Annotated in this window: 10 protein-coding genes and 1 pseudogene; 7 read left to right on the forward strand and 4 right to left on the reverse strand. The window is 71.5% G+C overall.

Going from position 1 to position 13245, the window contains the following annotated elements; all coding sequences use genetic code 11:
• The first annotated feature begins 214 nt into the window (after nt 1-214).
• The 4 genes and pseudogenes from H4696_RS28445 (at nt 215) to H4696_RS28460 (ending at nt 6656) form a co-directional block, all read left to right on the forward strand.
• Nucleotides 215-2245 carry a M4 family metallopeptidase gene (locus tag H4696_RS28445; protein ID WP_086862905.1) on the forward strand — a complete coding sequence of 677 codons (2031 nt, stop codon included), beginning with the start codon at nt 215-217 and terminating at the stop codon, nt 2243-2245.
• 78 nt (nt 2246-2323) lie between these two features.
• Complete coding sequence (locus H4696_RS28450; protein WP_086862906.1) at nt 2324-3589, forward strand: helix-turn-helix domain-containing protein; 1266 nt, start codon at nt 2324-2326, stop codon at nt 3587-3589.
• A 265-nt stretch (nt 3590-3854) separates the two neighbouring features.
• Nucleotides 3855-5459 carry a M28 family metallopeptidase gene (locus tag H4696_RS28455; protein ID WP_086862907.1) on the forward strand — a complete coding sequence of 535 codons (1605 nt, stop codon included), beginning with the start codon at nt 3855-3857 and terminating at the stop codon, nt 5457-5459.
• Between the two features lie 145 nt (nt 5460-5604).
• A pseudogene (locus H4696_RS28460) lies at nt 5605-6656 on the forward strand (chitinase).
• Nucleotide 6657: 1 nt separating this feature from the next.
• Here H4696_RS28460 and H4696_RS28465 read toward each other — a convergent pair.
• From H4696_RS28465 to dapE, 4 genes are all read right to left on the reverse strand, one after another.
• Entirely contained in the window at nt 6658-7761 is a 1104-nt protein-coding gene (locus H4696_RS28465; RefSeq protein ID WP_086862908.1) for an NADAR family protein, read from the reverse strand.
• A gap of 9 nt (nt 7762-7770) precedes the next feature.
• The gene (locus H4696_RS28470) at nt 7771-8580 is read right to left on the reverse strand and encodes a DUF3152 domain-containing protein (RefSeq protein WP_086862909.1); all 810 of its coding nucleotides are present in this window, start codon (nt 8578-8580) and stop codon (nt 7771-7773) included.
• A gap of 209 nt (nt 8581-8789) precedes the next feature.
• Nucleotides 8790-9632, reverse strand: a complete 843-nt coding sequence (locus tag H4696_RS28475) for a transposase family protein (RefSeq protein ID WP_086864916.1) — start codon at nt 9630-9632, stop codon at nt 8790-8792.
• 115 nt (nt 9633-9747) lie between these two features.
• On the reverse strand, nt 9748-10818 hold the full coding sequence (gene dapE / locus H4696_RS28480) for a succinyl-diaminopimelate desuccinylase (protein WP_192782586.1): 1071 nt from the start codon (nt 10816-10818) through the stop codon (nt 9748-9750).
• A gap of 44 nt (nt 10819-10862) precedes the next feature.
• On the opposite strand from dapE, the gene H4696_RS28485 reads away from it, so the two are divergent.
• From H4696_RS28485 to H4696_RS28495, 3 genes are read left to right on the forward strand one after another with little or no spacing between them, the layout of a single operon-like run.
• Nucleotides 10863-11270: a hypothetical protein gene (locus H4696_RS28485; RefSeq protein WP_086865077.1), complete on the forward strand. Its 408-nt coding sequence runs from the start codon at nt 10863-10865 to the stop codon at nt 11268-11270.
• Nucleotides 11271-11298: 28 nt separating this feature from the next.
• The gene (gene dapD, locus H4696_RS28490; protein WP_086865070.1) at nt 11299-12282 is read left to right on the forward strand and encodes a 2,3,4,5-tetrahydropyridine-2,6-dicarboxylate N-succinyltransferase; all 984 of its coding nucleotides are present in this window, start codon (nt 11299-11301) and stop codon (nt 12280-12282) included.
• Between the two features lie 28 nt (nt 12283-12310).
• Nucleotides 12311-13240 carry a CHAD domain-containing protein gene (locus tag H4696_RS28495; protein WP_086865071.1) on the forward strand — a complete coding sequence of 310 codons (930 nt, stop codon included), beginning with the start codon at nt 12311-12313 and terminating at the stop codon, nt 13238-13240.
• The last annotated feature ends 5 nt before the right edge of the window (nt 13241-13245 follow it).

Consider the following 13245-nt stretch of genomic DNA (forward strand, 5'->3'; position numbering starts at 1 on the left):
TTCCTACTAAAGTCTGTGAATTGGTTCAGACCAGTCGGCACACCGGCCGTTTCCTGCGGTTTTGGCACGAACGCCGCGATCTTGCCGCACGGCCACTACGCCATCCGGCCCATTGACCGGCGCGCCCACCGGAACCTTTACTCGGACGCGTCCGGCGCAATAACAGCAGTTATTCCGTCGGACACACTCCCCACGGTCCCCGGAAAGGTTCCCCATGAGATCCCCACGAGGGCTGGCGGCGATCGCCGGCCTGGCCCTGAGTTTCGCGGTGCCGGTGATCCCGGCCGCCGCTGCCGCACCTCCCGTCGCCACCCCACCCGAGGCGCTCGCCGCGCGAGCCGCCGACCAGGCCGCCCTCAACGGCGCCGACCGGCTCGCCAAGGGCGCCGGGGAGGCCTTCGTCCGCACCGGGGTCACCCCGGGTGGCGGCGGGCTCTACTTCGCCTCCTACCAGCGCACCTACCACGGCCTGCCGGTCGTCGGCGGGGACGCGGTCGTCGTCGCCGACGGGGCCGGGCGCGTCCGCGGCACCGAAGCCGCGAAGACCGCGCCGATCACCGTCGGCACCCAGGCCACGCTGAACGCCGCGCAGGCCACGAAGATCGCCACCGCCAAGGTGTCCACAGTGGACAAGTCCGAGGCGCCGAAGCTGGTCGTGCTGGCCGGGGACGCCCCCAAGCTCGCCTACGAAGTCGTCGTCAGCGGGCGCACCGGCGGGAAGCCCACCCACCTGCACGTCTTCGTCGACAGCGCAACCGGCGCCGTCCTCGACACCCGGGACGACGTCCGCGAGGCGGGCACCGGCAACTCCTACTACGCCGGCACCGTCTCGATCGACACGTCCGGCTCCGGCAGCTCCTACTCGATGACCGACCCGGCCCGCCGCGGCATCGCCTGCGGCCGCGAGGGCGGCTCGATCTTCACCAAGAGCAGCAACAGCTGGGGCAACGGCTCCGGCACCGACCTCGAAACCGGCTGTGTGGACGCGCTCTACAGCGTCCAGACGGAGTGGAAGATGCTCGGCGACTGGCTCGGCCGCAACGGCATCGACGGTGCCGGCGGCGGTTTCCGGGCGAGCGTCGGCCTCAACGACGTCAACGCCTACTGGGACGGCTCGTCGACGCACTTCGGGCACTCGCAGGACAACCAGCGCCAGGCGACGCCGATGGACGTCGTCGGGCACGAGTTCGGGCACGCCATCTTCCAGACCACGCCGGGTGGCGCCGGGTCGGGCAACGAAAACGGCGGGCTCAACGAGTCCACCGGCGACATCTTCGGCGCGCTGACCGAGTACTACGCCAACAACCCGAAGGACACCCCGGACTTCACCGTCGGCGAGGGCGTCAACCTGGTCGGCCAGGGCCCGATCCGCTACATGTACAACCCGGGCCAGATCGGCGACCCGAACTGCTACTCGTCGTCGATCCCGAACACCGAGGTGCACGCCGCCGCGGGGCCGCAGAACCACTGGTTCTACCTGCTTTCCCAGGGCAGCAACGGCTCCGGCGGGCCGACCAGCCCGACCTGCAACAACTCCAGCGTCACCGGCATCGGCATCCAGAAGGCAGGCAAGATCTTCTACAACGGCCTGTTGAAGAAGACGTCGTCGTGGAACCACAGGGCCGCCCGCAAGGCCACGCTGGAAGCGGCGATCGCGTTGTTCCCGGGCAGCTGCACCGAGTTCAACTCGACCAAGGCCGCCTGGGACGCGGTGAGCGTCGCCGCGGTCAGCGGTGAGCCGACGTGCAGCGGCCAGCCGCCGGCCGGCAACGACTACTCGCTGACGCTGTCGCCGACGTCGGCGTCCGTCCAGCCCGGACAGACGGCGACCACGACCATCACCACGCGGGTCACGTCGGGCAACGCCCAGACTGTCCAGCTGCTGGCCAGCGGCCTGCCCGAGGGCGCGAAGGCGACGATCAGCCCGGCGAGCGTCCAGTCCGGCGGCACCACCACGCTGACCATCACCACCTCGGCGAGCACGCCGCAGGGCACCAGCCAGGTGACGGTCTCCGGGGACGGCCCCGACGCCGACCACAGCGCGCAGTTCTCGCTGACCGTCGGCACCGGTACCCCGCCGACCGGCTGCGACGGCCTCGCCGAGTGGGACGTGGCGAAGGCGTACGTGCCCAACGACGTCGTCGGCCACAACGGTCACAAGTGGACATCCCTGTGGTACTCGACCGGTGCCGAGCCCGGCGCGCCCACCTCGTGGGCCGTGTGGAGCGACAGCGGCGCCTGCTGATCCCGGCCGCGCGGCGGCGGGCGACTCCCCCGCCACCGCGCGGCCTACCCTGGACGTCCACGGCGGAAAGGCACCCGGGTGAGCGAGAGCGTCGGCGAACGCCTGCGTGAGCTGCGCATCGAGCGCGGGCTCACACAGCGCGAGCTCGCCGGGCCGCAGTACTCCGCGGCGTACGTGTCGTCGGTCGAAACCGGCGCGCGGACGCCGTCGGGCGACGCGCTGCGGTTCTTCGCCCGGCAGCTCGGCATCGACCCCGACGAGCTGCTCGGCGGCCGCTCCCCGCGCGAGCTGCTCGAACTCGACCTCGAGCTGATCGAGACGGCGGAACGGTTCCTGGCCGGCGACGTCCGCCGTGCGGCACCGCGCATGCAGCGGATCCGACGGCACGCCGAACGCCTGGACCGGCCGCGGCAGGCCGGGATCGCGCTGCTGTGGCTGGCCGGGTACTCGACGGGCGACGCCCGCACGAAGTACGTCGCCGCCGCCGAAACGGCGTTGTCGGGCGAGCCGCCGCCGGTGCGGGCGATGGTCGTGCCGCTGCGCGCGGCGGTGCTGTCCGGCTGGGGCGAGGCGCAGTATTCCTTGCACCTGCTGGAAACCTGCCACGCGGAGCTGCTGCGCGACGGCTACCCGCAGCCGTCGATGCTGCTGACGCTGCGGGCCTGCCTGGCCGAGCGGCACCTGCGCCAAGGCGACCTGGAGCGGGCGTCGGAGTACGCGGATTCGGCGCTGCGGCTCACCCGGGGCGGCCCCGCGGTGCTGGCCGAGCTGACCCACAGCCACCTCGAGGTGTGCCGCAGCCACCTGGCGGCCGACCGGTTCGCCGACGCGGCCGCGTCGGTCGCCGCGGCCTACGACCTGATGCAGGAACGGGCGCTGCACCCGGCGATGGCGCACTGCCTGCTGGCCAGGGCCCGGGTCCGCGGCCGCGCGGGTGACGTCGAGGGCGCGCTGGCCGACCTCGGCGCGGCGCGGGAAACGGCGTGGCCGGACGACGTCCCGGCGATCACCGTCGAGCTCGCCGCCGAATACCTGGCGGCGGGCCGGCTGGAAACGGCGGCCGCGCTGCTCGACCAGGTCCGCCCCTCGGTCGTGTCGGGTACGGCGCTGGCCGCGGAACTGAAGCTGCAGCTGGGTTCGCTGGCCAGGGCCCGCGGCGACGGCCGGCGCGCGGCCGAGGACCTGCGCGCCGCCGTCGAGCTGGCCACGGGCTTGGGCGCGCGCGGGGTGCTGGTCCGCGCGTTGCGGCCGTTGAGCGAGCTGCTCGGCGAGACGGGAAAGCAGGCGGAGGCGGCGGATGTGCTGCGCGACGGGCTCATCGCGCTCGGCGCGGAAGCCGACTGAGCAGGCGTTCGGATGGTGTCCGGGACAATGCCTACGAAAGTCGGTCCGGTGCGGCACCGGCCGTGAATGCCCTGCTGCGACAGGCTTTGTACGTTTTGAGCTGAGAATCCTTAACGCGTCGTTGGTCCGTTCGGCGCATTGACGCCCGGATCCGCTGATCCTTTACTCGGATGCGTCCGGACGCATACCTCGTGTTGACCCGCCGGACACGTCTCCCGCCTTCCCCTTACCGGAACTCCCCATCCCACCGAAGGAATTCACCGCCATGAAGTGGAAGAGCAAGATCGGCGCCGGGGTCACCGCCCTGGCCGCCGTGCTGGGTGTGGTCACCGCGCCGGCGGCCACCGCCGCTCCGGCCACCGCGCTCGCCGCGCCGGACATCTCGCTGGCCAACATCAAGACCCACCTCAACCAGCTGCAGGCCATCGCCGACAACAACGGCGGCACGCGTTCGGCGCGCGGCGGCGGGTACGCCGCGTCAGTGTCCTATGTGGAAAACCTGCTCAAGAACGCCGGCTACACCACGACCCGCCAGACCTGCACGAGCTGCCTCGGCCAGTCGCAGAACCTGATCGCCGAGTGGCCGCAGGGCGACGCGAGCCAGGTCATCATGCTCGGCGCGCACCTCGACTCCGTGAGCGCCGGCCCCGGCATCAACGACAACGGCTCCGGCAGCGCGTCGATCCTCGAAACCGCGCTGACGCTGGCCCGCACCAACCCGGCAATGGCCAAGCGCGTCCGGTTCGCCTGGTGGGCCGACGAAGAGTCCGGCCTGGTCGGTTCCAAATACTACGTCAACAACCTGCCGAGCACCGAACGCACGAAGATCAAGACCTACCTCAACTTCGACATGATCGGCTCGAAGAACTGGGGCTACTTCGTCTACGACGACGTCGCTTCGGTCAAGGCGATCTTCGACGAGTACTTCTCCTCCATCGGCATCCAGACCGAGGGCGACAGCGAAGGCGACGGCCGGTCCGACCACGCGTCGTTCAAGAACGCGGGCATCCCGGTCGGCGGCCTGGCCACCGGCGCGGGCGACATCAAGAGCTCGGCGCAGGCGCAGAAGTGGGGCGGCACCGCGGGTTCGCCGTTCGACAACTGCTACCACCGCGCCTGCGACACGACGGCGAACATCCCGGACACCCCGCTGGAGAAGAACTCCGACGCGATCGGGTACGCGCTCTGGAAGCTGGCCGTCGCCACGACGCAGGGCAACGACTACTCGGTCGCGCTCAACCCCACCGCCGGGACCGTCCAACCGGGACAGTCGCTGCCGGTCGCGGTGAACACCACGACGACGTCCGGGAGCGCGCAGTCGATCTCGCTGTCGGCGTCCGGCCTGCCCGCGGGCGCGACGGCGTCGTTCAGCCCGGCCACCATCTCCTCGGGCGGCTCTTCGACGCTGACGATCTCGACGTCGTCGAGCACGCCGACCGGCACCTTCCCGATCACGGTGACGGCCGACGGCGCGAACACCGACCACACGGCGTCGTTCTCGCTCGGCGTCGGGACGTCGTCGTGCGCGCCAGTCACCAATTCGACGCGCCTCGACATCCCGGACTACCCGGGCGCCGCGGTGAACAGCACCGCGAACGTCGCCGGCTGCGCGCGCAACGCGTCCGGCACGACCAAGGCCGAGGTGCACATCACCCACACCTACCGCGGTGACCTGGTCATCGACCTCGTCGCCCCGGACGGCACGGCGTACCGGCTGAAGAACTCCAGCAGCGACTCGACGCCGAACCTCGACACCACCTACACCGTCAACGCTTCTTCGGAAGCCGCGAACGGCGCGTGGCAGCTCCGCATCCGGGACGTCGGCCCGGCCGACACCGGCTACCTGTCCTCCTGGACACTCACCGTCTGACCCCGCCGAGGGCGGCACTTTCACGTGAAAGTGCCGCCCTCGCAAATTTGTCTAGACCACCCGTTCGTAGGTAGTCACCGGTTCCCCGCGGCGCTTATCTTGGGCGGACACGCCGCGTTCACCCTCAACGACGATGGGAATCGGTATGTCCGGTCGCAGAACCCGCCTGTTCGGAACCCTTCTGGCAGCGGTATTGGCCGTCCCGCTGCTCGTGCCGGCCCCCGCGCAGGGGGCGGTGCAGGCCGACACGTGCGCGGTGAAACCACGGCCGCGGGCAAGGTCCTCCAGGGCTACTGGGAGAACTGGGACGGCGCCGCGAACGGCGTCCACCCCGGCATGGGGTGGGTGCCGATCACCGACAGCCGGATGGCCCAGCACGGCTACAACGTCATCAACGCCGCCTTCCCGGTGATCCGCTCCGACGGGACCGTGTTGTGGGAGAACGGGATGGACGCCGGTGTGAAGGTGTCCACGCCCACCGAGATGTGCGCGGCGAAGGCCGCGGGCGCGACGATCCTGATGTCCATCGGCGGCGCGGCGGCCGGGATCGACCTCTCGTCGTCGGCGGTGGCGGACAAGTTCGTCGCCACGGTCGTCCCGATCCTGAAGCAGTACAACTTCGACGGGATCGACATCGACATCGAGACCGGCCTGACCGGCAGCGGAAACATCACCACCCTCTCGGCGTCGCAGGCGAACCTGATCCGCATCATCGACGGCGTGCTCGCGCAGATGCCGGCGGGCTTCGGGCTCACGATGGCGCCGGAAACCGCGTACGTGACCGGCGGCAGCATCACCTACGGCTCGATCTGGGGCGCGTATCTGCCGATCATCAAGAAGTACGCGGACAACGGCCGGCTGTGGTGGCTGAACATGCAGTACTACAACGGATCCATGTACGGCTGCGCCGGTGATTCGTACCAGGCCGGGACCGTGCAGGGCTTCACCGTGCAGACGCAGTGCCTGAACAACGGACTGGTCGTGCAGGGCACGACGATCCGCGTCCCCTACGACAAGCAGGTTCCCGGCCTGCCGGCCCAGCCCGGCGCGGGTGGCGGGTACCTGTCGCCGAGCCTGGTTTCCCAGGCGTGGCGGTCGGTTCCGGGTCTCAAGGGCCTGATGGACTGGTCGATCAACTGGGACGGCTCGAAGGGCTGGACCTTCGGCGACAACGTCAAGTCCTTGCAGGGCCGCTGAGTCAGCGTCCCGCGAGTTCCGACCGCACCAGCTCCAGCAGGCGCCCCACCCAGTTGGTGCCGTCGGAACTCCAGTACGGCGATCCCCGGTCGCCGTAGAGCAGCCGGGCGTCGCCGGTTTCCCGCAGCTGCCGTGCCATCGCCGGATGCCGGTCGAACTTGTCCCGCAGGAGCGCGGCCATCACCCCGAGCCGCACCGCGGACCAGCCGTCCCGGCGGGGTGCCCGCTCGGCGAGGTTCCGGGCGTCGAGGCCGCGCTCGGCGGCGGCGATCCGGTCGCGCCAGGCGTCGTCGTCGGTGGACAGCGCCCAGTAGGCGTGCATGACCGTCCGGTACTCGCGGCCGTCGTGGACGACCAGTGCCGGGTAGTCGATCTGCAGCACCTCGGGGCCCGGCGGCTCCGGCCAGCCGCTCGGGTAGACCCATCCGCCGATCCGCAGCGGGAGCGCGCTCGCCGTCTCCGGCCCGTCCGCCGAGTTCCGCCGCCGAGACTCGGCGACACCGCGCTCGCCGCGGCGGAAGTAGTCCACCGCCCGGTCTCGCACCTCCGGCGTCACGGTGAGGGTGCGGTCCGGGCGCCGGGCCGGGATCGTCTCGCCCGGCTCGGCGAGAAGGATCCGTACCGGCACGTCGTTCTGGTCCATGTCACCCAGCACGTAGATCCGCCGGTGTTCGGGCACCGCGTGGTACCGCTCGCGGACGATCTCCAGGTTGGCCGGGCTCGGTTCGGCGGCATACGCGACGAGTGCGTCCCAGCAGCGTCCGGCGGAATCCGGCCGGTCGTTGAGCCGGTCCACCTCGTCGGCGAGGTCCGCGATGACCGACTCGGGCGTCAACCAGGACTCCAGCCGCGCCGTGCCGGCGGCGGTGCCGCTCACGGTGACCCTCGCGTCCTCGGGTGGCGCGAGGGTCAGGGTGCCGTCGGCGAACGCGGCGCGAAGGCCGTCGAAGTCGGTCGGCTCCCACTGCCAGGCGACGACCCCGTCGGCGTAGACGGCGAGAGTGGTCAGGAGGTAGCTGTCACGTTCGCGGACGAAGACCAGGCGTTGCCGCCCCTGAACGACGTCGTCCTCGACGGGGCGCCAGGTCGGAGTGGTGTCCGGCATGCGGCAAGCCTAGGAGTCGCCCGCCGGGATGGGGTCGTCGTACTCCCCCGGCGGGCCGGCGTATTCGCGGCCGCCGCCGTCCGGGAAGGGCCAGGGGTTCGGGACGCAGCCGTGCAGCCCGAGCGTCTGCTGCTCCATCACCGGCGCCGGCTTTCCCGGGCCGGGGCACAGCTCGTGGCCCTGCCCGAGCCGGTGCCCGGTCTCGTGCGTGACCATGTACTGGCGGTAGACGTCGAGCGGGGCCCCGTAGTTCGGCACGGCGTTGGCCCAGCGGGCGACGTTGAGCACGACGTTGCTGCCGTTGCGGCAGGACGTGTAGCTGTCCGGGGTACCCCCGCACAGCTTGTCGCGGCTGGCGGGGGTGGCCAGGTAGATCGTGAAGTCGGCGCTGTCGGTCGGCCCGACCTGCTGCAGCCGCCACTGCCCGCCGGCGGTCCAGCCGCGGGGGTCGCCGAGGATGCCGCGGATCTTCTTCGCGAAGTCGACGGGCCCGACGCCGTCGATGTCGGTCTCCAGCGCGATCCGGTACCGCATCAGGCGACCTTGGGTGCCGGCGACCTCGTCGCTGCCCGGGGTGAACATCCACTGCCCGGACCCGGTCCGCGGGAAGGTGATGGCCACCTCGACGGGCGCGGCCTGCGTGACGGGTGCCGCCGGCTCGTCGGGCGGCGGCGGCAGCGCGGTGGCCTCCCCGATGGCGGTGAGGATCGGCCCGGCCGCCGGCGCGGCCACCGGCTGCTGCTCACAGGCGGTGAGCACCCCGGCCACCGCCACGGCGAGCACAGCGGCGAACGCTGCTCGTCCAGCGGTTTTGGGCATGGGTCCTCCCCGGGTGCGCGGCTTCACCAGTGGATACGGGCGAGAACGGCGAAAAGTTGCGGTGACCTGTGGCGACGCTGCGTCACCGCAGCTCAGGACCCACGGGTGTGACGACGGCCACAACGCCCCAAGGTGGCCTTGGTTGCGTCGGACGCACCGAAGGCCGCCTTGGGTGCGTCTCACGCACCGAAGGCCACATTGAGGTTTTCTCAGTAGCGTCCGTGGTGTTCGTGGTGGGTGAGGACGAGGGCTGCTTGGACGATGGTGCCGATGCGGTGTGGGCAGAGGCTGATGCGGTGTAGGGCTGACCAGCGGGTTTTGAGGATGGCCATGGCGCGTTCGCCGAGGGCGCGGGCTCGGGATTGCAGCTGGTTGTAGACCCGTTGGCGGAGGTGGAGGGGTGGTTGGCCGGCGGCTTTCTTGACCGGGGTGTAGATGCCGATGCCGGCGGAGTGGTAGGCCTTGTCGGCCAGGGTGGGCAGGCCGTGGGCTGCGGCGGCGGTTAACGCGCCGATGATGTCGAGGTCGCGGGCGGCGGAGAGGTCGTTGCGGGAGCCGGGCAGCACCGGGGAGACCCACAGCGGGAATCCGTCGGCGCTGGCCAGGAACTGGATGTTTCCGCCGAAGGCTCGGTGTTTGCCCGAGTACCACAGGTGCACGGTCCGGCCGCGGTTCTTGCCTTTGGTTTTGGTCGTGGTCGCCGCGACCCGGTCGCAGGAGATGAGGCTGCCGTCGAGGATCACGTGGGTGTCACCCCGGGCGCGGCGGTCGGCCAGGACTTGGTGCAGGTCCGGGGCTTGGGCGGCGAGGGCGGTGATGGCTTCGTGCAGGTAGCGGTAGGCGGTGGCGGTGCTGATGTGGTGGTCGGTGGCCAGCCGGTGCACGGGGGTGGCGTCGCGGAACCAGCGCAGCGCCAGGACCGCGTGCCGGTAGGGGGTCAGGGCGCGCCGGCCGCGGCGGGTGCCGCGCCGCAGCCGCTCGGTCTGCAGGACACGGGCAACGAACCAGACCAGCTCGCGCGCCACGTCGAGGGTGGCGCCATAATTGATCACGTGGGGCCTCTGGAACCTCGGACTTGATCTTCGCAAATCCAGTCCTACCAGGGGCCCCACGCCTATTCGCGGAACCACACCGCTACTGAGAAAACCTCATTGGGGCGCTCGGGACTCAGCCCAGGAACTTGCGGAGGACCTCCGCGACCTGCCGGATCTCCGCCGTCCGCACGTTCTCCTGCTGCGTGTGCGCCAGCGTCGGGTTCCCCGGGCCGAAGTTCACCGCCGGCATGCCCAACGCCGCGAAGCGGGCCACGTCCGTCCAGCCCAGCTTCGCCGCCGCGCGGCCGCCCGCCGCCGTCACCAGTTCCGCCGCCGCCGGGGCCGACAGGCCGGGCAGTGCTCCCGGGGAAAGGTCCACAACGGACAGTTCGTAGCCGTCGAAGACCTCGCGCAGGTGGCGCTCGGCGGCTTCCGGCGAGCGGTCCGGGGCGAAGCGGTGGTTCACCGTCAGGACCGCCGCGTCCGGGACGACGTTGCCCGCCACCCCGCCGCTGATCGCGGTCGCCTGGAGGCCCTCGCGGTAGGTCAGGCCGTCGATGTCGACGATCCGCGGCTCGTACTCGGCCAGCCGCCGCAGGGGGCCGGCCAGCGCGTGGATCGCGTTCTCGCCCATCCACGCCCGCGCCGTGTGCGCGCGCTTGCCGGAAAACCGCAGCTCGACGCGCATCGTGCCCTGGCAGCCGGCCTCGATGACGCCGTTGGACGGCTCGCCGACGATGGCCAGGTCGCCCGCCAGCCACTCCGGCAGCTCGCGCTCGATCCGGCCGAGGCCGTTCTTGACCGCCTCGACCTCTTCGTTGTCGTAGAAGACGAACGTGACGTCGTGCTTCGGCGACGGCAGCGTCGCGGCCAGGTGCAGGAAGACGGCGTCGCCGCCCTTCATGTCGACCGAGCCGAGGCCGTGCAGGACCTCGTCGTCGCCGGTGCCTTCGCGCCGCGACGGGAAGTTGCCGTTCTCCGGCACCGTGTCCAGGTGCCCGGCGAGCACGACCCGCGAGCCGCGGCCGAGGTTCGTGCGCGCGAGGACGGCATCGCCGTTGCGGACGACCTCCAGGTGCGGTGCCTGCTCCTGGAGCGCTTCCTGCACCAGCGTCGCGAGCTCGGCCTCCGAACCGGACACGCTGAAGACGTCCACGAGGGCCGCGGTCAGGTCGACGGGATCGGCGCGCAGGTCGAGGCTCATGCCCGGCACGCTACCGTGAGGGTGTGCGTAAGTTCCCGGTCGCCGTGGGCGGCGCGTTGCTGGTCCTGGTCCTGTCCGGCTGCGGCAGCGAAGCGGGCCCGACGCCCAAGCAGGGCGGCGAGCCGGGCCCGGACGCGCTCCCGACGAAGCTCGACGCGCTGACCGCCGACCAGTGCTACGCGAGCCCGCGCACGCAGCTGCCGAAGGGCTGTGAGAAGTACGTCACGGAGGTCGGCAACGTGCCGGGCGCGGCCCGCAAGCGCGCGGACGACCGCGACCCGCGGCTGGTCGCCGAGGCGGACAAGCTCGACACCGCCGTGAAGGCGTTCCGCAGCGCGGGCTGCACGACCGTGCCGGACGTGGGCGGCCCCTGCACGCAGGCGCTGGTCGACGTCGCCGCCGCCCTCTCGGGCCTGAAGGGGCAGGTAGACGCGCGGCCCACGAGTGGTTGATCCGCGTCACTCCACTACGGTGAGGGCCGTGAGCGAGCAGAGCCCGAACCCCGAAACGACCGGCGCCAGCGGCGTCGGGCTGGCCACCGTCGCGACCGACGGGACGGTCCTCGACACCTGGTACCCGCAGCCCAAGCTCGTCGAGGGCGGGACCCCCGGCACCCAGCGCCTGAGCGCGGCGGAAGCGACCGAAATCCTCGGCGAAGCGGCCGCGGGCCTGCTCGGCCCGGACACCGACCGCGGGGTCGAGGTCGTCGCCGTCCGGACCACGATCGGCAAGCTCGCCGACGCACCGGCCGACACGCACGACATGTACCTGCGGCTGCACCTGCTCTCGCACCGGCTGGTCCGCCCGCACGGCCAGAACCTCGACGGCATGTTCGGCCTGCTGGCCAACGTCGTGTGGACCAACCACGGCCCGTGCCCGGTCGAAGGCTTCGAGCAGACGCGCCTGCGGCTGCGGGCGCGCGGCCCGGTGACCGTGTACAGCGTGGACAAGTTCCCGCGGATGGTCGACTACGTCATGCCGTCCGGCGTCCGGATCGGCGACGCCGACCGCGTCCGGCTCGGCGCCCACCTGGCGTCCGGCACCACGGTCATGCACGAGGGCTTCGTCAACTTCAACGCCGGCACGCTCGGCGCGTCCATGGTCGAAGGCCGGATCTCGGCCGGCGTGGTCGTCGGCGACGGCTCGGACGTCGGCGGCGGCGCGTCGATCATGGGCACGCTCTCCGGCGGCGGCAAGGAGACGATCTCCCTGGGCGAGCGCTGCCTGATCGGCGCGAACGGCGGCATCGGCATCTCCCTGGGCGACGACTCGGTCGTCGAAGCCGGCCTGTACGTGACGGCGGGGACGAAGGTCGTCGTCGAGGGCAAGGTCGTGAAGGCCCTCGAGCTCAACGGCATTTCCGGCGCGGTGTTCCGCCGCAACTCGGGCACCGGTGCGGTCGAGGTCGTGCCGCGGCGGGGCACCGGGGTCGAGCTGAACGCGATGCTGCACGCCAACGACTGACACTGCGAATTCACCTACCATTCATGGGGTGACCACCGAATCGTTGCCTCGCACCCCGGCCGAGCTGGGCCTGCCGGACGCACCGGTGGAAGCCGGGCCCGCCGACCCGGCCGCGCACCACGTGCGGGCCAAGCTCGACCGGGAGATCCGCGCGCTGCTCGCGTACGAAGCCGGCACGCGCTCCGGCGCGGATCCCGAGGACCTGCACCAGATGCGTGTCGCCCTGCGGCGGATGCGCAGCGTGCTCAAGCTGTCCGGCGGGCTGGTCGGCGACGGCGCCGAGCCGGTGCGCGCGGAACTCGGCTGGCTCGGGCAGTCGCTCGGCGAGGTGCGTGACTACGACGTCCTGATCGGGCACCTGCGCGAGGTCATCGCCGACTTCGAGGTCCGCGACCAGGCCGCCGGGCACCGCCTGGTGTCCCGGTTCGTCACCGAGCGCGCGGCGGCGAAGCGGCGGCTGACCCGGGCCCTGACCAGCGCCCGCTACTCGACGCTGCTGCGCGAGGTCAGCCTGCTGACCCGCTCGACGGCCGACGTGCCCGACCAGCCGCACGACCTGGTCGGCGGGCTCGCGAAGCCGCACCGCAAGCTCGCCAAGGCCGTCCGCGCCCTGCCCGCCGACCCGCCGGACGACGACCTGCACGCCCTGCGCATCCACGGCAAGAAGCTGCGCTACGCCGCCGAGCTGGCCCAGACGTCGGCGAAGAAGAAGCGGGCGAAGCGGATCAAGGCCCTGATCAAGGCGACCCGCGACTTCCAGACGGTGCTGGGCGACCACCAGGACGCGGTCGTCGCGGCCGAGCGGATGCGCTCAGTGCTGGCGTCGGCCGACGGCGAGGTCGGCTTCGTCGCCGGCCGGATCGCCGAGCGCGAGCTGGCCCGCCGCGCCGAGGCCCGCGCGACCTGGCGGGCTTCCTGGGCCGCCGTCGACACCGCCGCCCAAGCCCTGCACGCCTGACCGGA

Origin of the sequence: Amycolatopsis lexingtonensis, from assembly GCF_014873755.1 — a bacterium.
In the GTDB taxonomy this organism is placed as follows: Bacteria; Actinomycetota; Actinomycetes; order Mycobacteriales; family Pseudonocardiaceae; genus Amycolatopsis; species Amycolatopsis lexingtonensis.

Bases quoted from the DNA above. Each gene is read 5' to 3' on its own strand.
- dapE (WP_192782586.1), bottom strand. From the start codon at position 10,818: ATGAGCCTCGACCTGCGCGCCGATCCCGTCGACCTGACCGCGGCCCTC.
- H4696_RS28455 (WP_086862907.1), top strand. From the start codon at position 3,855: ATGAAGTGGAAGAGCAAGATCGGCGCCGGGGTCACCGCCCTGGCCGCC.
- H4696_RS28465 (WP_086862908.1), bottom strand. From the start codon at position 7,761: ATGCCGGACACCACTCCGACCTGGCGCCCCGTCGAGGACGACGTCGTT.
- H4696_RS28445 (WP_086862905.1), top strand. From the start codon at position 215: ATGAGATCCCCACGAGGGCTGGCGGCGATCGCCGGCCTGGCCCTGAGT.
- H4696_RS28470 (WP_086862909.1), bottom strand. From the start codon at position 8,580: ATGCCCAAAACCGCTGGACGAGCAGCGTTCGCCGCTGTGCTCGCCGTG.